Annotated in this window: 17 protein-coding genes and 2 pseudogenes; 1 reads left to right on the forward strand and 18 read right to left on the reverse strand. The window is 54.2% G+C overall.

What is annotated here, in order from left to right; genetic code table 11:
* Window positions 1-149: 149 nt before the first annotated feature.
* Together hisD and rlmD are read right to left on the reverse strand one after the other, a co-directional pair.
* Window positions 150-1466: a histidinol dehydrogenase gene (hisD, locus tag ET464_RS11885; RefSeq protein WP_129441141.1), complete on the reverse strand. Its 1317-nt coding sequence runs from the start codon at window positions 1464-1466 to the stop codon at window positions 150-152.
* A gap of 371 nt (window positions 1467-1837) precedes the next feature.
* A complete protein-coding gene (gene rlmD, locus ET464_RS11890; RefSeq protein WP_129441143.1) occupies window positions 1838-3733 on the reverse strand; it encodes a 23S rRNA (uracil(1939)-C(5))-methyltransferase RlmD in 1896 nt (631 codons plus the stop codon).
* 367 nt (window positions 3734-4100) lie between these two features.
* On the opposite strand from rlmD, the gene ET464_RS11895 reads away from it, so the two are divergent.
* Window positions 4101-4418 (forward strand): cupin domain-containing protein, encoded by a 318-nt coding sequence (locus tag ET464_RS11895; RefSeq protein ID WP_129441144.1) that lies wholly within the window; start codon window positions 4101-4103, stop codon window positions 4416-4418.
* Between the two features lie 129 nt (window positions 4419-4547).
* Here ET464_RS11895 and ET464_RS11900 read toward each other — a convergent pair whose 3' ends face one another.
* From ET464_RS11900 to ET464_RS11970, 16 genes and pseudogenes are all read right to left on the reverse strand, one after another.
* The gene (locus ET464_RS11900; protein ID WP_129441146.1) at window positions 4548-5447 is read right to left on the reverse strand and encodes a TolB family protein; all 900 of its coding nucleotides are present in this window, start codon (window positions 5445-5447) and stop codon (window positions 4548-4550) included.
* A gap of 51 nt (window positions 5448-5498) precedes the next feature.
* The gene (locus ET464_RS11905) at window positions 5499-5918 is read right to left on the reverse strand and encodes a (deoxy)nucleoside triphosphate pyrophosphohydrolase (protein WP_129441152.1); all 420 of its coding nucleotides are present in this window, start codon (window positions 5916-5918) and stop codon (window positions 5499-5501) included.
* Between the two features lie 180 nt (window positions 5919-6098).
* Window positions 6099-7625 (reverse strand): lytic polysaccharide monooxygenase, encoded by a 1527-nt coding sequence (locus tag ET464_RS11910; RefSeq protein ID WP_129441154.1) that lies wholly within the window; start codon window positions 7623-7625, stop codon window positions 6099-6101.
* Window positions 7626-8262: 637 nt separating this feature from the next.
* The gene (locus ET464_RS11915) at window positions 8263-9048 is read right to left on the reverse strand and encodes a DUF4236 domain-containing protein (RefSeq protein ID WP_244226796.1); all 786 of its coding nucleotides are present in this window, start codon (window positions 9046-9048) and stop codon (window positions 8263-8265) included.
* Between the two features lie 204 nt (window positions 9049-9252).
* Window positions 9253-9363, reverse strand: a pseudogene (locus ET464_RS20750) (DUF4236 domain-containing protein); the annotation flags it as partial.
* A 290-nt stretch (window positions 9364-9653) separates the two neighbouring features.
* Entirely contained in the window at window positions 9654-10577 is a 924-nt protein-coding gene (locus tag ET464_RS11920) for an N-acetylglucosamine kinase (protein WP_129441158.1), read from the reverse strand.
* A 23-nt stretch (window positions 10578-10600) separates the two neighbouring features.
* The gene (locus ET464_RS11925; protein ID WP_129441160.1) at window positions 10601-12160 is read right to left on the reverse strand and encodes a glycoside hydrolase family 3 protein; all 1560 of its coding nucleotides are present in this window, start codon (window positions 12158-12160) and stop codon (window positions 10601-10603) included.
* A gap of 8 nt (window positions 12161-12168) precedes the next feature.
* Window positions 12169-13314 carry an exo-beta-N-acetylmuramidase NamZ family protein gene (locus ET464_RS11930; protein ID WP_129441162.1) on the reverse strand — a complete coding sequence of 382 codons (1146 nt, stop codon included), beginning with the start codon at window positions 13312-13314 and terminating at the stop codon, window positions 12169-12171.
* A gap of 13 nt (window positions 13315-13327) precedes the next feature.
* Entirely contained in the window at window positions 13328-14032 is a 705-nt protein-coding gene (locus ET464_RS11935) for a PIG-L deacetylase family protein (protein WP_129441164.1), read from the reverse strand.
* Window positions 14025-14999 (reverse strand): GNAT family N-acetyltransferase, encoded by a 975-nt coding sequence (locus tag ET464_RS11940; RefSeq protein ID WP_129441166.1) that lies wholly within the window; start codon window positions 14997-14999, stop codon window positions 14025-14027. Before ET464_RS11940 ends, ET464_RS11935 begins: the two co-directional genes overlap by 8 nt.
* Before the next feature lie 142 nt (window positions 15000-15141).
* Window positions 15142-16353, reverse strand: a complete 1212-nt coding sequence (locus ET464_RS11945; protein WP_244226517.1) for an anhydro-N-acetylmuramic acid kinase — start codon at window positions 16351-16353, stop codon at window positions 15142-15144.
* Window positions 16354-17214 (reverse strand): carbohydrate ABC transporter permease, encoded by an 861-nt coding sequence (locus ET464_RS11950; protein ID WP_129441168.1) that lies wholly within the window; start codon window positions 17212-17214, stop codon window positions 16354-16356.
* A 20-nt stretch (window positions 17215-17234) separates the two neighbouring features.
* Complete coding sequence (locus ET464_RS11955) at window positions 17235-18137, reverse strand: carbohydrate ABC transporter permease (protein ID WP_129441170.1); 903 nt, start codon at window positions 18135-18137, stop codon at window positions 17235-17237.
* Window positions 18138-18218: 81 nt separating this feature from the next.
* Window positions 18219-19673: an ABC transporter substrate-binding protein gene (locus ET464_RS11960; RefSeq protein WP_244226518.1), complete on the reverse strand. Its 1455-nt coding sequence runs from the start codon at window positions 19671-19673 to the stop codon at window positions 18219-18221.
* A 67-nt stretch (window positions 19674-19740) separates the two neighbouring features.
* Window positions 19741-20648, reverse strand: a pseudogene (gene murQ, locus ET464_RS11965) (N-acetylmuramic acid 6-phosphate etherase).
* A gap of 218 nt (window positions 20649-20866) precedes the next feature.
* Entirely contained in the window at window positions 20867-21727 is an 861-nt protein-coding gene (locus tag ET464_RS11970) for a MurR/RpiR family transcriptional regulator (protein WP_129441174.1), read from the reverse strand.
* Window positions 21728-21857 lie beyond the last annotated feature (130 nt).

Here is a 21857-nt window from a genome sequence, read left to right on the forward strand (position 1 = left end):
CAGCAAACTTTCTTATATCCTCGTTGCTGTCATATAAGCATTCTTTCAAAATCTCTTGGGGAAAAATTTTTCTCTTGGACATTTTCTGAATCAGAGTATTTCGGCAAGATGAACACAGTGTTTGTCTATAGCAGACAAGCTGTATTCACTTATTCCAGCAACCTTATATCAGCCGCTTTTACGTGACAAGGCAATCGTTCGTAATTCCCCATCTCTTTAATTATCGGATATATTTCCTGCAAAGCATCCTTATTCAGTCTTCCGATCGTTGAATACTTTACCATATCCTTAGATGTCACGCCTGAAAAGGCTCTTGCAAAATGATTAGTCGGCAATACTGCTGTTATTCCTATCCCGTAGTTAGCCGCCGAAAAAGGTGTGTATTCGCCGATTAGAATTTCACCTGCGTTGTTTATATTGGTTAAAGCACGATTCTCAGTTTCTTTATCACAAACAATCATCAAATGTTCTGGTGCAAACCAATTAATAAAATCAAAAGCTTCGTCAATATTTGATGCAACAACGACTGCCCCCTTACCCTTAGAACCAAAAACACTTTTTAAGTATTGTCTCCGTTTTTCTTCGACCTCGCCAATACATTTCCAAAGGAAAGTTTCTACTTTACGGGCAAGGTTTATAGAAGTTGTGACAAAAATAGAAGAAGAATCGGGACCATGCTCCCCTTCATTGATTAAATCATAAGCGATTTTTAACGGATCGGCAGTTTCATCTGCGAAGATTACACATTCGGTTGGACCGATGCCTAACACACTCTTTTTACCAAATGTCATTGCTACACTCATTGCCGCTGCAATTCCACCTGGTCCTGGTCCATAAATCCCATCAACTTCTGGAATGGAATTGGTCCCTTGTGCAAATCCAGCAATTATTGATACTCCGTTGCCGATCACAAATTGATCCGCTCCAGCAAGCTTTGCCGCCGCTACCGTTCCTTGGTCTCCAAGTCCATTTTGTAATGGGGGCATACCCACAACGATTTTCTTAACACCTGCTGTTTTTGCCGCTACAACCAGCATTATTGCAGTAGAAATTAAGGGTCCTTTCCTTGCTGGTATCCATATGCCTACTGAATCTAGGGGAACCACCTGTTCACCGATTACTGTTCCAGGTCTAATTTGCTTTTCCCACGTTTGCGGTAACATAGCTAAATTAACATCTCGCACATTTCTAATTGCTTGTTCTAAAGCTGATCGTAATGTTGGCGACAGCGAAGATATGCATCCTTCAACATAATCATTTGAAAGAACCAGCTCATTCAAATCAACTTCATCATACTTCGTTGTCAAACTTCTGATTCCTTCATCGCCTTTATCGGCCACCTCATCGAAAATTGATAACACTCCATTAAGCACCTCTCTGTTGAATAGCGTTTTATGTGTTTTGAACCGCTCTGTAAGTAATTCATTCTGTTCTGGAACCTCGAATATAATGCTTGAATTTTGCATCTCTTTCTACCTCCATTTTTTTATAAACAAAAAGAGCCACGTAGGATAAAAAATACCTACATGACTCTCATGCTTCAAGTCCGTAGGTATAACGCCAATAAGCGTTTGTACCTACGGAAAAATTCCGTAATACAAACGCCTAACTATGATGATGGTTATAGGATTTTGTTAACACAGATATAAAACAGTTCATTTTTGATATCCCCTTAACCTCACTTGGATATATTATAAATTGCAAACCAACTATTGTAAATAGTTACCATAACATCCTCATAATGCATATAATTCTATTCGTCATGACAGTGCAATGATCACTATCATGACGAAAGCAAAAACGCCGAATGAGATGTGCAATGCGAACTTGCCACATCTCATTTTCGAATCATCAATATGACCGACTCCACATGGCTTGTCTGCGGGAACATATCCACCGGCTGCACCCACTCTAGCCGGTAGCCGCCCTCAGTCAGCACCTTGACGTCCTTGGCAAGCGTGGACGGATTGCAGGACACGTACACAAGCTTGGACGGCTGCGCTTTTACAATTGCTTGCAGCAGCGGCAGTTCGCAGCCTGTGCGGGGCGGGTCAACGACCACGACGTCGGGGCGCACGCCGGTTTGCACCCATTCCGGCAGCACTTGCTCGGCACGCCCCTCATAAAAGCGGGCGTTGTCCACGCCGCTCGTGCGGGCGTTATCCCGCGCATCGTGCACCGCTTCCGGGATCAGTTCGATGCCGCGGACTTCACCCGCATGAGGGGCAAGCCATAAGCCGATTGTGCCCGTGCCGCAATACGCGTCGACAACCAGCTCGTTGCCTTTGAGCGATGCGGCTTCCTGCACGACATTGTAAAGCTTGACCGTCTGCTCCGGATTCAATTGGAAGAATGCTCTTGGCGACAACGCAAATTTAACGTTGCCCATCTGCTCGTCCAGCCGCTCTTTCCCCCACAGCAGTACCGTCTTGTCGCCAAAAATAACGGACGACTTGCCTTTATGAATATTTTGTGCCACGGTGACCACCATCGGCAGCCGCTCGCGCACCCGCTTTACAAGCAGACGGGCGTCCGGCAATCGGTCGGCTGCCGTTACAAACGTCAGTTGGACCCTGCCCGTAGTTTGAGCAACACGCGCAACGATCGTCCGCACCGTGCCTTCGCCCGTTTTTTCATTATAAATCGGAATCTGCATGTCAGCTAAAACTGCTTTGACCTCGTCCATCACTTTGTTGATGACGGGATCCTGAACCAAGCAGCCGCTTATATCAATCAGGCGGTGAGAGTCCGCCGCGTACAGGCCCGTAATGATCTTTTGCCCTTCTTTGCCGGCTTGCAGCTGGGCTTTGTTGCGGTACGACCAAGGATCGTCCATTCCAATGATTGGACGCATCGGCAGCTGCTGCATGCCGGCGTAACGCTGGAACGATTCGCGTACGATTTCTTCCTTCGCGCGCAGCTGCGCTTCGTAACTCATATGCTGCAGCTGGCATCCCCCGCACACATCGTATACATCGCAAGGCGGCTTGCGTCGGTCGGGCGACTTTTTCTCCAGCTCCACGATGTCAGCCTCCAAGAAACCCGGGTTCACTTTGGTGACCGCCGCTTTCACCACTTCGTCCGGCAGCGCTCCTTTTATAAAAACCGCTTTGCGCTTGTAGTAGCCTACGCCTTCGCCGTTAATGCCAATCCGCTTAACCGTCACGACAATGCGGTCGCCGATGTGCAGCTCTTCCGCACTGCCGGCCGCAGCGGCAGAAGACGGCCGCCGCGAAGAAGACGAGGAAGAACCTCTCTCTGCAGCCGCTGCCGATAAATGCTGCGGCGGCTGCGCACCGGAGATACGCCCGGACGGGCGTCTGTCAGCAGAACTGCGCTGTCCTTGTTTACCGGACGGACGCTGTTCAATAGAAGAGCGCGGCGGCTGCGTACCGGAAGAGCGCGCGCTTCCCGCCGAGCCGGAATGCTTGCCGGATGGCTCGCCGCTTGCTGTTTCGCGCGCATATGGTTTTTTACCGCCGGATGGCGCGTCATGTACCGTTTCGCGGTCAAACCGCTTCTTGCTGCCAGAAGCAGGGGTGCCTGCCGTCTCGCGACCGTACGGTTTCTTGCCGTTTGCAGACTTGAAGCCCTCCTGCGTTCTGAATGCTTGTGGCGCATTCGTGCGGGAAGGCTCCTGCGCCTTGGACGCCCGGGGCGCCCGCTCGCGGGAATCCCCGGCCTGTTTGCTTTGTATGTCAGTTCCTTTGGAGGAACGGTTATGCTCTTTCATCGGATACGATCTCCATCCTAATAGATTTCGTGTCCACTATAACACGCCCGGTGCCAATTCGCCACATGGACGACCTTAATCATGGCGGCAATAAGCGCAACTGTCTCGTGAAAAGCTGCCGGCAGCCGTCGCAAGCTTCTTAAGCATTTTCATGAATCCTCTCCCTGCGGTTGGTCAGGCAGTCGGCATGCTTATTTATTGTAGTGAAAGAGGTACCAAAGCCGTGTTTGGGTAATGTTAGGACTTATTGCGGTTTTTTCAGATTATTCGAAGCCGGGACTGCCGCTCCCGGGGAAAATGCGCTACACTGGCCGTGTAGGGTTCAGCTTGGCTTGAATCATGATCTGACATGAAGGAGTGAACGGGAATGAGCAATATCGGCGTATGGGAAAATGCCGAACCCGGCGTGAAGCGCTGCATCAAGCAGCCCGGGGAACAGTTGATGATGATGGAGGTCCATTTCGAACCTGGAGCGGAAGGGTACGAGCACAGCCATCCGCATGAGCAGATGAGCTATTGCATCAAAGGAAAAATCGCATTCCGCATCGACGGCGTCGAAACCATTATCGCTGCAGGCGAAACGATCTCTATTCCAGGCGGCGCGAAGCATGGCGTCACAGCGCTGGAAGCTTCGGTATTGCTGGATGTTTTTACGCCATTGCGCGAGGATTTGTTGAAGCGGTAATCGGTTCCGCTTATGCGGGTCAACGCCTAAGCGGATGAACAGCCTGACGGCCGCAAGCCCTACTGCTGATGCGATTGCAACGATCGCATCAGCAGGGCGTTTAAGCGGGCTTTTCAGAGAAAACCGGCTCTATTCAAGATCCGCCTGTTCCTTCAGCCGGTAGCTCACAAAAGCAAGCTTCCGGCTGTCCGGCGACCAGGAGTTGACGTTAATCGTCCCTTGTCCGCCAAACAGCTGCACAAGCGTCCGGTAACCGCCGCCGGAGCTGGGCATAAGACGGATCTCGACCTGCTTGTTGGCAGGGTGATCGTTTGGCGACACATCGCCTTTTTTATACACGAGATAGGCTACCGTCTCACCGTCCGGCGATACATGAGGAAACCAGGCGTTGCTTTCGTCAAACGTCATTTGCGACTGCTCGCTGCCGTCCGCATTCATGCGCCATACCTGCATCAGCCCGCTCCGCGTCGAGTTAAACCAAATATGGCGGCCGTCCGGCGAAAATTCCGGACCGTCATCCAGCCCTTGCGTATGGGTCAGCTGCGTCTCCACGCCGCCCGCAGCCGGAATCGTATAAATATCGTATTGCCCTTTCCGCTCCGCGCAGTAAGCCAGCGTCTTGCCGTCCGGCGACCAGCCGTGCAAATAGCTTGGCGCCATAGGCGTGATGAGCTGCGGCGCTCCGCCTTCAAGCGGCACAATATATATACGCGACTGTCCGTCCTCTTTCGTATGATGGCTGACGGCGACACGCGCCTGATCCGGCGATAAAACATGGTCATTATTGCAGTGATCGGCATACCCCGAATCGATAGCCGCATACGTCCCCGAAGCAAGATCAAACGAATACAGCAACCCGCCGCTGTTAAAAATAAGCCGTTTCCCGTCCTTAGTCCAATTAGGCGCTTCAATCAGGCTGTCAAACTCGGCAAGCGTCTGGCGTTCGCCTGTAGCGGTATCCACTGTTTCCAGTATGCTGATGACATGGCGCTGATCCATATGATGCGGGTTTGGAAGCTTGTTCAACATTGCAGTTCCACCATCCTGTCTGATTTTTTCAAGAAAAACTGCTGCTTGTCTTTACTGCTTGTCCGATTCCAATTGCTGCTGCAGCTCCGGCTCCAGCTTCAGCTTCTCTACGAACGGCACATCCGCCGGGGCAAAATGAAACAAACCCAGCTCCCCGCGTGTAATCCAGCGGCAGTCGTCATGGTCAGCCAGCTTCATATCGCCGCCTCCATATACCGCTTTGTAAGCAATCAGGCGAATCGCGGCCGCCTCATAACGATGCTCATTAACGCCAAAATAAACGTAAGGGCGGATTCGAATGCTCATTTCCTCCTGCAGCTCCCGTACAAGGCAGCTTTCAGCCGTTTCGCCCGGTTCGAGCTTGCCGCCCGGAAATTCCCACAAGCCCTCCTGCGATTTCCCCTGCTTCCTCCGGGCAATCAGAAGCCGGCCATCTCCGTCTTCAATAATAGCCGCCGCTACTTCGATCATTCCTGTCACATCCTAACCGGGTGTGCAGCTTGTCCCGGAATTGATTACGTTTCCATTATACATAAGTTTACAGCTTGTAGAACGGCATTCCGTATATTGTTCCTGTTATCATTTCGGGCGGCTGTAGCAAAAAGGAACCCCGCTAGAGACGGAGGTTCCTTTTTTTGTTATATCACCATTTTAACCGATTAGCGTCCAGACACCGGCTTGGCCCGGAATTTCACCTTTGGTCCACCATTTGGCTGCATAGGTATGTCCCTGGTAGATGACTTTGTCGCCGCCGTTGTATGCCTTGGAGCTGTTCCAGGCTTGAACGGCGCTGGAGGAGACAGGTGTCCAAACGTCGGATATATCCGGACGTTCGCCTTGCGTCCACCAGCCGGCTTTATAGGCGATGCCGTTATATGTGACCGTGTCGCCTGCCAAATAAATACGGGTGCCATCCCACGTTCCTGTTGTTCCTGCGGGCGGTGCAGCCGCTTTTGTCGTTACCGTAAGCGGCGCGCTTGAATCGGAACGGTTCGCTGCCGCATCAAGCGCAATGACCGTATAGACATAAGATGTGGAGGCGCTTAGCCCGCTGTCCGAATAGCCGGTTGAAGCGGTGGATCCAATCAGTTTGCCGTCGCGGTAAACTTCGTATTTTTGGACACCGGCATGATCTGTGGAAGCCGTCCATTTAAGGCTTACAGCCGTTTCCGTCACATTGCTTGCGGTTAATCCGGCTGGTCGGGACGGTGCAGCCGTATCCGGAGCAGGAGCTGCTGCCGGCAAGGTGCTTGTCGTTACCGGCGCACTGGCCGCCGAACGATTGCCCTTACGGTCCACGGCGGTAATGGTATACGAATAAGTTGAACCTGCTTGCAAACCAGTATCGGTATAGCTCGTTCCGGTTGAAGTACCGACTACCTTGCCGTCCCGGCTTATTTCATAATTGTTAATGCCGGCCGAAGCCGTTGATGCTGCCCATGACATGGTTATGCTGTTCTCCGAATGGCCGGAGCACCAGACACTGGACGGAAAGTCCGGGAGCACGACAGGATCGGGTTCCGGGTCCGGCGTTGCCGTCCCGCCTTGCGTCAAATTCACATCAATCGCCTGGTAAAAGGCATTACCGGTGTCCCCAATCTCCCATACTCCCAAGATGATATAGTAGCCGGTGCGGTCTGTCGGCACATTGCAGGTATGGGTCACCGTCATCGCCGGCTTCACATTCCCGCCGTCTACCGTACAGAAAGGTTTTGTCTCCAGCTGGTCGCGGGTAAGCGGCTTATTCGGGTCCCAGCCCTTCTTTGTAATGTAATACTTCCACCCTTCCGTCGCATGATTAGCTGTGAACGTCCAAGTAAACGTATTAACGCCGCCTTGCAAATCGACTTTCTTCCAGCGGTCAGCCGTTTGAGCATCCAATTCCGCGTATTTTCCCGCGCCGGCGATCTGTCCGTCAGCCGGTCCCGATTCCGGGAAATGGCCAACGCCTTCTACGCTTTGCGGTTCATATTGGATCGCTCCGCAATTTTTATTCGCCCCTTGCTGGCACAGCAGCGTCCGGCTCGCCGGCGATGAAATGTAGCCGTGGGCCGAAGCCTTGCCGGCGAATACCAGCATACACGCTACCGCAGCTGCAATAAAACTTGCGGCGGCTGCCAGCTTGAGCAAGCGGCCGTAAGCTGGCAGCCCCCAAGCCGTTGATTGTGTCACATTCATGTCGAAACTCCTCGCCTATTAAAATAAAATGGATGTTTCCAATGATAACCAACGGCAAGAGAGCCATCCAGATTCCAAAGGCCTGGTAGCTGCTGCTTGGCAGACCATAAGCAAAATCCTTGTATATGCGGCGGCCGGCAGGACAGAATTGCTGCGAGAGTCATAGCTCCAGGCCCGCATTCGATCAACAATCGTTATTATTGGAATAATTTGTATTTAAAATAAATGCTTAAAAATAGTTCCGACACCTCTATTGGCGGAAATTAGATACGCGGCGGTTCCTATCTTTTCTACTGAATTGGCTCTGTGGACCTGACCGGCCTCTTGTAAAAAATATGCGATATCTCCTCATATAAACAGCAAGAACCCCCCGGAATCATCATCCGAGGGGCTGCCATACAGCAACGCCCCGGACCTGAATCCCAGGGCAAACGAAACTTCGCTGCCGCAATCAATATCGGGGCCTTCTGCAGCTGCAGCGCAAGCCCTTGCTCCGACTCGGCCATGTCGGCCTGAAGCAATGTATTCAATTTGCCGCGCCGGCAAATGCGGTCTCAATCCTCTTCAGCAGGATCGCTTGGATTTCAGAAGAAAAAGCGGCGATAACTTTCATCTACTCTGGCGGCGGCTTCCTTCTTCATTCGATAACAAGCCTTTCAACCGGTTTGAAGCCTGTTGTTTTTACAAATTTCATGTTATGAGTAAAGTTTTGCATCGAATCGGAACAATCAATTGCATCAAAATGGAGCTTGTTCAATGTAGGCCGATCTATTTTCACCGAAAGAATGGTAACATGCTCCATGTGGCCCGTACTCGAATTGATCTGATGATCCATCGCATGTATATATACTTGTTCAAAAGGTAATATAGCGAACATATCCCGGGCAATGCGCAGCACGCAGCTGCAAACATAATCCTGATATAAATCAAAATAAGCTGTTTTTGTCATAGGCTTAACGGAGACTTTCCCCGTTTTTGTAAGGCTTTTTGTTTCTTTTGGAATCACATTTTCCGATCGGACATCAAAGTCCACTTCAAGCGTTGAAGCATTTTCGATAAAAAACTCAAAGCCGCTCCCAAAATCACTTAAATCATCCAGAGGCGACATTTCTTCAATTACTTTCAAAAATTCATCCGGGTTCCCTGCCGTAATTTGCATTGCCGTTGTGATCATATTGTTCCAAGAAGCATAGTCTTCTTGATCTTCTAATGCGGCCTGGATCACTTTCTCATGAAGCTTCACCCGCTTCTTCTCATCGAGCTTAAACCAGCGCTGAAACATTGTTGGCTTAAACCTATCGAGTTCCCGCTGCGCCGCCCATTCTTTAGGCCCTTTGTCACCCGGCTGAAATGGCGGGGCGGTTTGCTTCAAATCTTCCCAGTCTATCGTCTGATCACATTCCTTATGAATCGATTTGATCATGTCCACCTGATTTTCAAACAGCTCTACTTCATACTGCGCCCGTTTGAAAGCTTCCAGCTTCTCATAATGCTTTTGCTGCCTCATTAACTCACTGCGCCGCTGATATGCCTGGCTCCTATAACTGCGGCCGGATCTGGAACTCACCGAATAGGACATGCCCGTTCCTGGAATGCCGATGGTAGCACGGCCGCCGGTCCGTGAATTGATGCTGTAACGAAGTCCCCTGCCGCCAAAGCTGACGCCCATGCTTTTCGTCCCCATATTCAACCGCACGCCCGGTGCAATTTTGAAGCTTTTTCGAAAACGAAATCCCATCGCTATTCTCCTTTTCAGATTCAAGTAACTTTCTAGTTTATGGTTCTATTTTACTACGCGAACAAAAACAGGCAACAACCCTAATCAAAAAGACGGCGGCAGGGAACCGCCCTTTTGGCCGCGGCGCCAAGCTCTAGTGATCTCTTTGCCGTTAATCCTGCCCGAATAACCCGGCTCAAACTGGCCAAAAAAAAGGCTTTGCCCGCTCCTAATCGAGCGGGCAAAGCCTTTGGCGTGAACAGCGCCGTTTCCAAAATTTCGTCGTACGAAGCGGCAGAAGCGATAGAAGCTTACTCCGCCTCCAAACGCCGAAGCGCCATCATTGCCGCTCCGCAGGAAGCATCCTGTTTAGCCATCACGCACTGCAAATCCGGGTATTGCTGCCGGAGCAGCTCCAGCAAACGCTCTCTTACGGCGGCGTGATGGACCAAAATGCCTCCTGCCAGCGCAAGCTGGCCGCTTTGCAGCGACAAGCGCTTAGCAACAGGAACAACCAGTTCAAACAATGCCGCCGCGCTGCGTTCCGCAATAGCGATGGCTGCCGCGTCCCCTTCTTCGCACAACTGTATCAGCAGCGGCGCAAGGGCGGCGATTTGCCTTTTGTCCGTTTGCGGATTGTACACGAAGCCGATCAGCTCGCGAACGTTTGCCGTCTGCAACCCAAGCTTGCGGTATACGCGCGGCGCAATCGCCTCATTCGCCAGCCTGCCGTCGGCGGCCTTCAGCACAGCCGCGATCAGCTCGCGGCCGATGCTGTAGCCGCTGCCTTCGTCGTCTATGAGGTAACCTCCGCCCCCGGACCGGTGCACAGCGCCTTCCCGGTTTCGCCCGTAACAGATCGAACCGGTGCCGGCAATCAGGATCATGCCCGCTTCCCCGTCCAGCGCGCCGGCTAAAGCCGTCTCCTGATCGCCGGTAATCGTCAAGCCTCCGGCATAACCGGCTTCCCGAACCATCGCGGTCAGCTTGACCGCCACCGACGGATTACTGACGCCTGCGGCTCCGATGCACAGCTGGACGCAGCGCTCAAGCCCGCCGCATATTTCGCCCATTGCCGCCAGCATTTCGCGGATGCTGCCCCGCACCTCCGCTTCCCCGCGGCCGTTCAGGTTAATCGCTCCGGAAGCAAAAGCGTGCACAACCGTACCCGATTCGTCCATGATTGCGACGGCGGTTTTCGTGCCGCCGCCGTCCCAGCCGGCTACATACTTCACGAAACATCACGCTCCAGCTTTTTTTAACCTTGCAAACGCAAGGCCAGTTTCCCCGACGGGACGAATGTCCCGCTTAATACGCCGGTCAGCGACTCCAGCGTCAGCGCCGTGTAGTCAAACGCTGCAATGCCGCTGTAATCGCCTTCCAGCAGCTCCAGATCGTACGGCTTGCCAAGTGCGACGGCCGTCACGCGCCGGCCGGAAGCAATCAGCCTGCGCGCCAGCTCCAGCTGGCCGGGATGGTTTTGCGCGTTATACAAGCCGATAACGGCATGCGCAAAGCTGCTTGCCGCCTCCAGCGCCTGCCCGATCTCCGCTTCGTCCGGGTCGATGCCGGTTATCCGGTAAGCCGCCGAAAAGGCTTCGCCCATCGCTTTCGGAAAGCACAACCCTTGCTGCATTTCGTTAGCCGCCCGGTCCGGCCGGAACGGGTAGCAGCCGAGAAACACGGTGTCTGGCGCTGGCGCGGCAACCGGCAGCAGGCTGCCCTTGACGAGGCAAATGCTGTCGAGACTGATGCCCTGCGCCGCCCGGCGGTGAGCCTCGCTCCCCGCAGCCGATACGTCCGCCGACAGGTCTGCTTTGTATTTCCGCTTGTAATGCAGCACCTTCTCCACCGCTTCGTCCACGATGGCTTCCGGCAGCCCGCCGCTGAGGACCGCCTGCTCGATCCGTTCCGCGGCCGCCCGCACAAGCGACGGCGTATGGCTGACAAACACGAGATGGACGCCGGCTTTCAGCGCGCCAACCGCTCCCTCCGCCGTGCCGTAATACGTCTGGATCGCCTCCATCTCCAGGCAGTCGGACACAATCAATCCTTGGTAACCCAATCGGCCTTTCAATAGATCGGTCATAATCGTCCGGCTCATCGTCGCCGGAACCCGCTCCGCTTCCAACTCCGGGAACAAAATATGCGCGCTCATGATGCTTTCCGCTCCCTCTTCGATTGCCCGTATAAACGGCCGCAGCTCCAGCTCCGCCAGTTTCTCCAGCGTTTTGTGAATGATAGGCAGCCCCAGATGGGAGTCCACCTCCGTATCGCCATGCCCGGGAAAATGCTTCAAACATGACATTACGCCTTCGTCCTGCAGCCCTTTCATCATAAGAAGGCCATACGTCTCGACCGTCTCCGCCGTATCCCCGTACGAACGCACGTTGATTACCGGATTGTGCTTGTTATTGTTAATGTCCAGTACAGGCGCCAGATTGAAATTAATGCCCAGCGCCCGAAGCTCGCGCGCGGTCAGCCTGCCTGCGGCGTAGGCGTTCTCCGGACGGCCGCTCGAAGCAATCGCCAGCGCGCCCGGCACGTTCGCGGCGTCCGCCGGAAGCCGCGTTACCCGGCCGCCCTCCTGATCAATGGAGATAAAGGCCGGCAGGCCGGTCCGGTCCTCGATCAGCCGGTGAAGATCGCTGCACAGCCGCTTCAGCTGCGGGATATTTTCCGCGTTGTAGCTAAACAGGATGACATTCCCGATTTTATAATCCTCAACGAGCCGTTTAAATTCTTCGGATATTTCCGCCCCGGGAAATCCCGTTACGATCAGCTGGCCGATCTTCTCGCGCAGCGTCAGCTTGTTCATGGTGGCTATCACTCCTCGTACAAATGGTACTCCCGCTTCTGCTCCGCAAACGCCCGGCTTTCCGCCTCATACCGTTCCAACAGCTCCGCCGGACGAATGGATTCGTCGCGGTACAAGCTGTCCCCGCCAAGCAAATCGATAAACGGACGCGAGCCCTCGCGGATCGGCGGCAGGAACGAAAACGCCTCATACCGCTCTTTCACCGCATACAAAAGCTTCACGCCCGTCTCGAGCGGGCGAACGGCCCGCCAGTCCGTCACATGCAGCTGCACCCCGCCGCATTGCTGTCCCTCATGCTTCGAGGCTGCCGGCTTGAAATAAGCCGGGCGAAACCAGACGCCGGGCAGCCGCATCGCGTTCATCTCGTCCGTCAGCCTCTCGGCATCCATATATGGCGCACCGATCATCTCGAACGGAAAGGCAGTTCCCCGTCCCTCCGACAGATTGGTTCCTTCGAACAGGCAAGTGCCCGAATAGAGCAGCGCTGTCTCGAACCGCGGAATGCCAAGCGAAGGATGAATCCACATCGCACCCGTATCCGGGAACAACATGCCCCGCTTCCACCCGCCGCAGCGGACGACATGCAAATCGGCTTTCCAGCCCATTTGATCGTTCGCCATAACTGCAAGCTCGCCCGCAGTCAGTCCGTAGCGCACCGGCAGCGGGTAATGCCCGACGAAAGAGCTGAACTCCGGCTTCAGCACATTGCCCTCTACCGTAACGCCGCCCAGCGGATTTTGCCGGTCCAGCACAACGAACATTTTGCCGGCTTTCGCACAGTCTTCCAAAGCAAGCAGCATCGTCGATATAAACGTATAATAACGAACGCCCACATCTTGAATGTCGTACACGACCGTATCGACAGCGTCCAGCATGTCCGGCGTCAACCGCTTCGATTCTTTGCGGTACAAGCTGTATACCGGCACCCCGGTTGCCGGATCCGTGTAGGTATCTACCATGCCGCCTGCCGGGATGTCGCCGCGCACGCCATGCTCGGGCGAAAAAAGCGCCGCCAAATGATAGTTCTCGTGCAAAATTCGGATCGTCGTCTTCATTTCGGCGTTCAGGCCCGTCGGTGAAGTAATCAAGCCCAGCCGTTTACCTTTGAACAGCTTCCCTTCGCTTGCAATTCTGTCGATTCCGTTCCGGATCATGCCGCACGCTCCTTTACAGTTCGGACTGCCGCACGCGCATCGTTTCCGGCGGGATCATAAACGTCTCCGCATACAGCTTGCGGGCTTCGATGCCGCGTACGCGCGCCAGATGCTTGTAGTACTCGAGGTAAGGGAACGATCGGCTCCCCGTTACGAACCAATGCCGCGAAACGGCCTTCTCCCACAGCTCGAAAGCAGCCTGGTCGAAGTCGATATACAGGTATGGCTTGTAATCGACCGCATCCTCCCAGTTTTCCGCATAATACAGCTTTGCCGCAAAATGAGCCGGCAGCTCCCGCTTCAGCGGAGCCAGCGCCGCGTAATACCGGGCATCGTTCACGATCAGATGCGTCGTGTTATGGTCTTTATGCATGCTGCTTTTAAAATGGGTAATGATGACGTTTGGCTTCACCGCGCGAATGACGTCGCATACCTGCAGCCGGTTTTCCTCGTTATCCTGCAGCTCTCCGTCGGGCGTATCCAGCACGATCGCTTCGCCGCCGAGCAGCCCGGCAAACTCCTTTGCCTCGCGCACCTTCTGCTCCCGGTATTCGCCAACCTCGCGTCCGGCCGGCACGCCGCGCTCGCCTGCAGTTAACGCCAGCGTGACGATGCGGTCTCCCTTCAGCGAATGGCTGGCCAGCACGCCGCCCGCCGTCAGCTCCATATCGCCGACATGGCCGCCGATGGCGAGGATCGTTAACTTCTGTTCATTCATAGGTAAGCTCCTTTCGCATAACCGCAAAATGTTTGACTGTCCGGAAGCCTGCCTTCTCGTAAATGCGCGCCGCCGGATTGCTTTCGCCCGTGTAGAGCGACATATACGGCGTTCCGATGCTGCGGAAAGCTTCGCACAGCTTGAAAAACAGCAGCGTCCCGAGGCCATGCCCCTCATGATCCGGGTGCACGCCGATCCCGGCAAAATACCCCCGTCCGCTTGGCTGGCGTATGACGGGACCTGCAAAACCAACCGCCTTCCCGTCTTTCGCAGCAAAAACGACCGGCGTACCGTCCGCCTCGCTTTGCATGATCTCCTTCATCCATAGCGGATTGCCCAGCGCCGCCAGCATCTCCTGCACGTTTTCCAGCTCCCCGTGGGCGAACACGCCCGTCCGGTACCCTTTCACAGCAGCAGCCCGCTCCTTCGCGCGAACGTCCTCCGGAACGGCAAAACCAGCCAAGTCCAGGTACATCGCCTGTTCCTTGGCCCGTTCAATGTAGCCGCGCCCGAGCAAAGCTTGATGCAGCAAGCTGCCAGCCGGGACGCCCGGCGCATTGTTATGCTCATGGCGCGGAGTGCCGGGGATGAGCCATGCGAGCTGCATCGGATTAAAAAAAAGCACCTCCGCCTGCGTTTTGCCCAGCTCGGCAAACCGGCGCTCCAGCGCCTCGAGCAGCACTTCGTAGTTAGCGGCGGCCTGATGTTCTTCGCTTAGCACTACGCAGGTGATATACCCGGCTTTATCTCCAAGGGGCAGATCGCTGCCCGTACAGCCGCATGCAAAACCGGCGGCTGTCCCTTCCTCCAGCAGCACAAACGCCGTGCCGGGATCAAAATACGGATGCGCCGTAAATGCCATCCGAAAGCCTTCCGCGTCCAGCTCCTTGTAGCCGTCACGGACCGCTTCGGCATTCCATAACGCTATAACCTCTTCCGCGTATCGGTCATCCCATGCTGCAAGCATCTCTCTCCCGCCTCCCCGTAGTATCCGCTCCCGCATGCTTCGCATTTTCAGCGTGCGCGAGGCAGCTTGCGCATTGCTCCGCTGCACGTGCATTGCACCGCTGCACGTGCATTGCACCGCTGCATGCGCGAGCTGCCGCCGTTTACGGCCGGCAGGGGTATGCTATTTTCCCCATGACGGCAGGACGCTTTGCGCCCGTAACCGACGGCAAATTGTTCGGCTGCCCCGCCAGCGCGTAATCGGCCAGCAGCGCAAAGGCAACCGCCTCTTTGGCGTCGCTGCTGCGGCCCAGCTCCTCCTGCGTTTGCACCGGCACGCCAAACGTCGCCATCTCCCGCTTCAAAAGATCAAGCAAAGCGGGATTATAGCTGCCCCCGCCGCCAACGATCAGCGCATCTGCGGCATAGCGGTTTATAACGTAACGCCGGTACGCATCGCCAATCGACCAGGCAGTCAGCATCGTCACCGTCGCGATCAGATCTTCGGCGGACAAGCCGTTGTCCTGCCCGTAAGCGGCAACCTTCTCTACATATGCCGCTCCAAAACGTTCCCGGCCGGTCGACTTCGGCAGCGGCTGCCGGTAATACGGCTCCCGCTTCAGCTCCTCCAACAAAGCCGCGTTAACGCTGCCCTTGCGCGCCAGCGCGCCGCCTTTATCCATCGTCATACCGGGAATCAGCTTCGACACAAGCCCGTCGATCAGCATATTGCCCGGGCCGGTATCGAAGGCGATTACCTCATCTGCACCGCAGCCCGCAGGCAAGACGGTCATGTTGCCGATGCCGCCGATGTTTTGCAGCAGCAGCGTCCGGTCCCGCTCTCCATACAGCACATATTCGGTGAATGGGACAAGCGGAGCGCCTTGCCCGCCGGCCGCCATATCCGCCGCGCGAAAATCGGAGACGCACGGGATGCCCGTACGGGCGGCAATGACCGCCCCTTCCCCGATCTGCACGGTAAAAGCGATGTCATACCCCGCAGCAGGCTCCGGCTCCGGCGCATGCCAGATCGTTTGGCCGTGCGATCCGATCACCGCAATGTCGGCCGCCGCAAGCCCGGCTTCCGCGATTACGGTCAATGCCGCTTCCGCATACAATTCGCCAAGCAGGACGTTCATCCGGCCGACCCGGTCCACTGTCGCGTAACGCGGATCAAACAGCGCAAAAATCTCGTCCCGGATCACAGACGGGTACGGCATATTCCGAAAGCTAACCAGCTCGGCCAGCGGCCGCCCGTCCGGCGATGAGCCCATTGCAACCACCGCCGCGTCGATGCCGTCAACGGAGGTGCCGGACATCAGCCCGACCGCATAACGCGGACGGGCGGCATTTTGCCCCATATCCATAGCCGGCATCTACCCTTTCACCGCCCCGACCGTTACGCCCTCAAGAAAATATTTCTGCAGGCTGAAGAACAAGATGAACATCGGAACCGCCGAGATCGTCGCCCCGGCCATCATCGGCGCGAAGTAAGTCGTATTGGCGAAACGGAAGCTTTTCAGCCCTACCTGAATCGTTTGCATATCCATCGTGTTCGTTACGAGGAACGGCCAGAAGAAGGTGTTCCAGCTTTCCATGAAGGTCAGGATTGCCATGACGGCCATAACCGTTTTGGACAGCGGCAGGATGATCCGGAAGTAAATATGCAGCTGGCTGCAGCCCTCTACTTTGGCGCTTTCGATGATTTCCGTCGGGATCGACGAAATGAACTGCTTGGACAAGAAGATGTTGTACACCGTCACAAGACTCGGAACAATTAGCGCCGTATATGTGTTTTCCATTTGAAAAATATTGACAATCAGAATGTACAGCGGCACTTGCGTCACCTGATAAGGAATCATCATGGCGCACAGCAGCATCGCAAATAAAACGTTGCGGCCTTTAAAGCGGATCTTGGAGAATGCGTAACCTGCGAGGCTGGCAAAAATCACATTGGATACCGTAACGCAAGCCGCTACGATCAGCGAGTTGCCCAGCCACCGGTACGAATATTCGCTGTAATCGAAGAAAAAGCGATAGGACGCGAGCGTAAACTTGCTTGGCCACAGCGTATAGCTGGCCGCGCCCGCTTCCACCGGATCGCCGAAGGACGAGATGACCATGAAATAAATCGGAAACAATGTCGCCAAAGCAAAGGCAAGCAATACGAATACAATAATTCCGTTCCGCATAAAAAGCAGCGATTTGTGGGTCGCGTGTTGTTTGAATAACGCCATAAGCCTTTATCTCCCTTCGCCTAATATTCCACGTCATTACCAAGGAACTTAAATTGGACAAAAGAGATGACGGCAATAATAAGCGTTAATACGAGCGCTTGCGCGGATGCTTCGCCGAATTCGAAATATTTGAACGCATTGTTGAAGATGAGCAGCCCGACCATCGTCGTGGCATTGTCCGGCCCGCCCCCGGTCATCAGGTACGCATTCTGGAACACCTGGAAGGAGCCGATGATGCCTGTGACCAGCAGGAACAATGTCGTTGGTTTCAGAAAAGGAAGGACAATAAAGCGGATCTTTTGCATAAAGGACGCGCCGTCCAGCTCCGCTGCCTCGTAATAGCTGTTGTCGATGCCCAGCAGAGCGGCCAAATAAATGATGATGCTTGTTCCGTGGCTGGACAGCCAGGCCATAAACACAAGCGAAAACATCGAAGTGGCGCTTGTGCCAAGCCAGTTCTGGTTGCTTCCGCCAAAGAAGCCGACCAGCTGGTTCATAATGCCGGATTGCAGCGGATCAAAAATCCAAAGCCATACGACCGAAAGCGCAACGCCCGATGCGACGGCCGGTAAGTAATACACCGCTTTAAACATCGTTTGCATCCATTTTCTCAGCGGCAAAATAAGAATGGCGATCGCAAAGGACAGCAATAAGCTGACCGGCACGGTAAGCACCGTGTACACAATCGTGTTTTTGACCGATTTCCAGAACAAAGCGTCGTTCAAAGAATTGATGTAATTGTCGATGCCAATATAAGTAGACCCCAGCGGCTTGTAGTCCTGAAAGCTGATCATGAACGCGTTAATGACCGGATAAGCCGTAAATAACGCAAATACAACAAGAGCTACCGCTATAAACGCATACGCCCAAGCACTGTCGCCGCCAAACATTCGTTTCCGGATCGTTTTTGCCAAATGAGCCATCGTGCAGCCCCCTTTCTCTCGGGTAGAGCCGGGCAGCCGGGAGAAGCATTCAAGCTCCCCGCGGCCGCCCGCCGTGATCCATTAATCTTCTACAACGCCGTCCTTGCCGAATTTCTTAATGGCGGCGTCTTTTACCGCGTTGTACATATCTTCCGGCGTAATCTCGCCGGCCAGCAGCGCCTGGAATTTCGGAACGATCACTTCGTCCTCCAGCTTGATTGCTTCCGCACCAAGATCCGTCGGGATGTCCGGGCGGGCAGGCGACGCGATCGACTGCAGGCGTTGGGAGGCGGCTGCGTTATCCGGATCGCGGTCGATGGTCAAGCCTTGCTCCGCATCTCTGCCGGACTGCGTAATTTGCTCCAGCAGCAGTTCGTTGTTGGTCGTAGCTGCGACTTTGCCGCTGGCCAGGTAATATGCCGCTTTCACTACATTCGCGACATGCTCCTGCGTTGGTTCCTTTTTGCCGCGGAACGTCACGTAACCGTCAACCGCTGCACTTGACACTGCTTCCGCGCCGGCAAAGGTCGGAACCGGGAGCACGACGTAATCGACCTTGATGCTTCCTTCCACCGCGCCGTCTTTCGCATCAATTTTGGCATTGTTTGCTTTGGCTGAGTTTTCGAAAGTGGCAAGCCCTTTGCCCGTAATCATCGTTTGGCCGGTCAGGAACATGTTCCAGCGCTTGCCGGCATCCACCGAGCTGATTTCCTTCGGCATCGAGCCATCGTCAATCAGCTCGCGTACCGCCTTCAGCACGGTCAAATAATTTTTGCTTGTGTACGCGTATTTCAAGTCTTTATTGAATGCAGCCGGCATGCCGGCGTTTTTGATCAGAATGTTCAGGTAGTCCTTTGCCGTTACGCCCGAGGTTGCGAACACGAAGCCGTAACGGGACGTTTTGCCGCCGCTGCTTACAACGCCTTTCTTAACCGCGTCGCGGAATTCCTCGTATGTCCAGCCGTTTTGCTGCACGCTTTTCCAGTCGATGCCGGCTTCCTCCAGGAACTGCTTGTTGCCGCCGATTGATTGGATGGACATGTAGGCCGGGAAGCCGTACAGCCCGGAGCCGTTCTTCATGTAGTTCAGCGGCGTTTCGTCGAAGTCGCCGACCATCTCCGGCGTCGCCGCCTTCGTAATGTCCATCAGCATGCCTTGCTCCACATATTTGGAAATGCCGTCGGAGCCGATAAAAGCGATATCCGGCGGGCTGCCCGCGTTCACCTGCGTATCGAGCTTTTGCGTAATATCCTCCCAGCTGGCCGGCTCGATCTTCAGCGTCAGATTCGGGTACAGCGCGTTAAAGTCTTTCTCCATTTGGTCGAAGTTGCTTTGATAATTTGCCGATACCGGCGGCAAAAGAGCGGTAATCGTGTCTTTGGCGCCGGCAGCCGCCGCGCCCGAGTTGCCCGACGGCGCGCTGGAGGCGCTGCCGCCGCCATTATTGCTGTTGTTGCCGGAGGAACAAGCGGATAAGGCCGTTATTGATACCGCTAAAGCCATTACGGAAGCAAATACGCGAAATTTGTTTGTCAAAACAATCATCCTTCCCCTCGTAGGTTTCGTAGATTTGGTTTTGCCTGGCTGCCGGACAACCTGATGATTACGCTCCTGCCGCCCGGATAGCCGCCTTCAGATTGCCGTCGCAGTCGTTCAGCGTCCGCTCGGCTTCTTCCCTGCCAAGCCCCGTCTGAATCATCATGATAGCCAGCTTGCAGTTCATCGACGCCAGCTGCAAGTATATGTTCGCCTGCGCATCGTCCACGCCCGTTGCCGCCTGGATGATGCGCAGCGAGCGGTCGAGCAGCTTCTTGTTGCTTGCTCTCAAGTCAACCATCAAGTTATTGTAGGTTTTGCCCAGCTTCACCATCGTGCCCGTCGTCAGCATGTTCAGCACCAGCTTCTGCGCCGTTCCGGCCTTCATGCGGGTAGAGCCCATAATGACCTCCGGCCCGACAACCGGCGCAATACAAACATCGCAATATTCGGTTAATTTGGATTGCTTGTTGTTGACGACGCCTATCGTTGCCGCCCGAGCTCCTTCGCTTTCTTTAAGCCCGCAATGACAAAAGCCGCACTCCCGCTGGCCGAAATGCCGATAACTGCATCTTTATCCGACACGCCGCAGCGCTCGATTAAGGCTACCCCCTCCTCCTCGCTGTCTTCAAAACCTTCCACCGCATTCCTTAACGCCGCATCCCCTCCCGCAATATACCCCTGCACCAGCATCGGATCGGTTCCGAAAGTGGGCGGGCACTCAGAGGCATCCAGCACGCCTAACCTTCCAGACGTGCCTGCGCCTATGTAAAACATTCTTCCATCGTTCTTCAGCTTCTGATGGAGAATGTCTACCGCCATCGCAATACGAGGAATTTCAGCGGCTACTGCAGCAGGAACCGTCTCATCCTCTTGATTAAAGAGGCGGAGCATTTCCTCCGTCGTGCACTCGTCAATCATTTTGGTATTCGGATTGATTTTCTCCGTTGTAAGCCCCGCAAGGTATTCGTCCATAAGCCTCATTCTCCTGCCCTTAGCGTGTCAATACTGTGTAAGAATTACTGACATCACTTTTGTTAGTCCTACTATAAATCTCACATCGTCCTCTGTCAATAGATTCTGAAATATAATTTTATATAGATATTTATTTTTGATTTTTTACGACAGAAATATAATAAAAAAACAGCGGCTCTCCTTCTTATGAATGAATGATCCGCTGCTTCCCGCTGCCGTTACCGGTGTTTGCCGGAGAGAACGTTATGCGTTTTGGCCAAATATTTTTTTACATGATGGTACTCCGCGCTGGCTACGCCGGCGAACAAAATATCGACGACGGTAAGCATGGCGATACGCGAACCCATCGCTCCGCTCCGGAATGTCAGCTCCGGCGTGGAGATGTGAAGCACAATGTCGGATTTTTGTGCCAGCTCGCTTTTGCTGTGCTTCGTAATTGCAATTGTCTTGCAGCCGTTTTTGACTGAAATATCAAGCGCTTCCAAAATATCCGACGTGCTGCCCGAGTTCGAAATGAACACTGCAACGTCTTCCTTGCCAAGCAATGCCGCCGCCGTCAACTGGCTGTGGCTGTCCGTGTAGGCCCGGCAAATTTTGTTGATGCGCAGAAATTTCTGCTCCGCGTCCTGACCGACCAGCCCTGAAGCGCCTACACCAAAAAAGGCAATCCGGCTGCACGCTCCGATCGCTTCTACAGCCCGCGCGATCTCCTCGCGGTCGATGACGCTAAGCGTGTCTTCGATTGATTTGCTGTTATTATGCGAAATGTTCGTAATAATCGTCGACAAGCTGTCGCCCGGCTGGATGTCGGTATATTGGTTTTTCTGCTCCTCGTCCATCGAACCAAGCGATGCCGAAATGCTTACGATAAAGCTGCGGTAGCCGCTGTAGCCCATCGTCTTGCAGAAGCGGAGCACCGATGCGTCGCTTGTTTTGCTTTGCGTCGCCAGCTCCTTCACCGACAGAAGCGGCACCTCCTCCAAATTATCCAGTATAAAATCGGCGACCATTCTCTCTACAGGCGTCAAGCTGAGTTTCATATCGCGAATTTTGATCAGTATGTTGTCGTTGATAGCCACTCTCCGCCTCCATCTTATGTTTATGAATTTTTACTTCACAAAATCACAACTATGGTGAAATATTTAATTACACTATAAGCCGTTAACACGCAATTGGCAATAGTTTCCGCAGAGATTGAAGCACACCGCT

The sequence above is a fragment of the Paenibacillus protaetiae genome, from assembly GCF_004135365.1.
Lineage (GTDB): Bacteria > Bacillota > Bacilli > Paenibacillales > Paenibacillaceae > Paenibacillus_AP > Paenibacillus_AP protaetiae.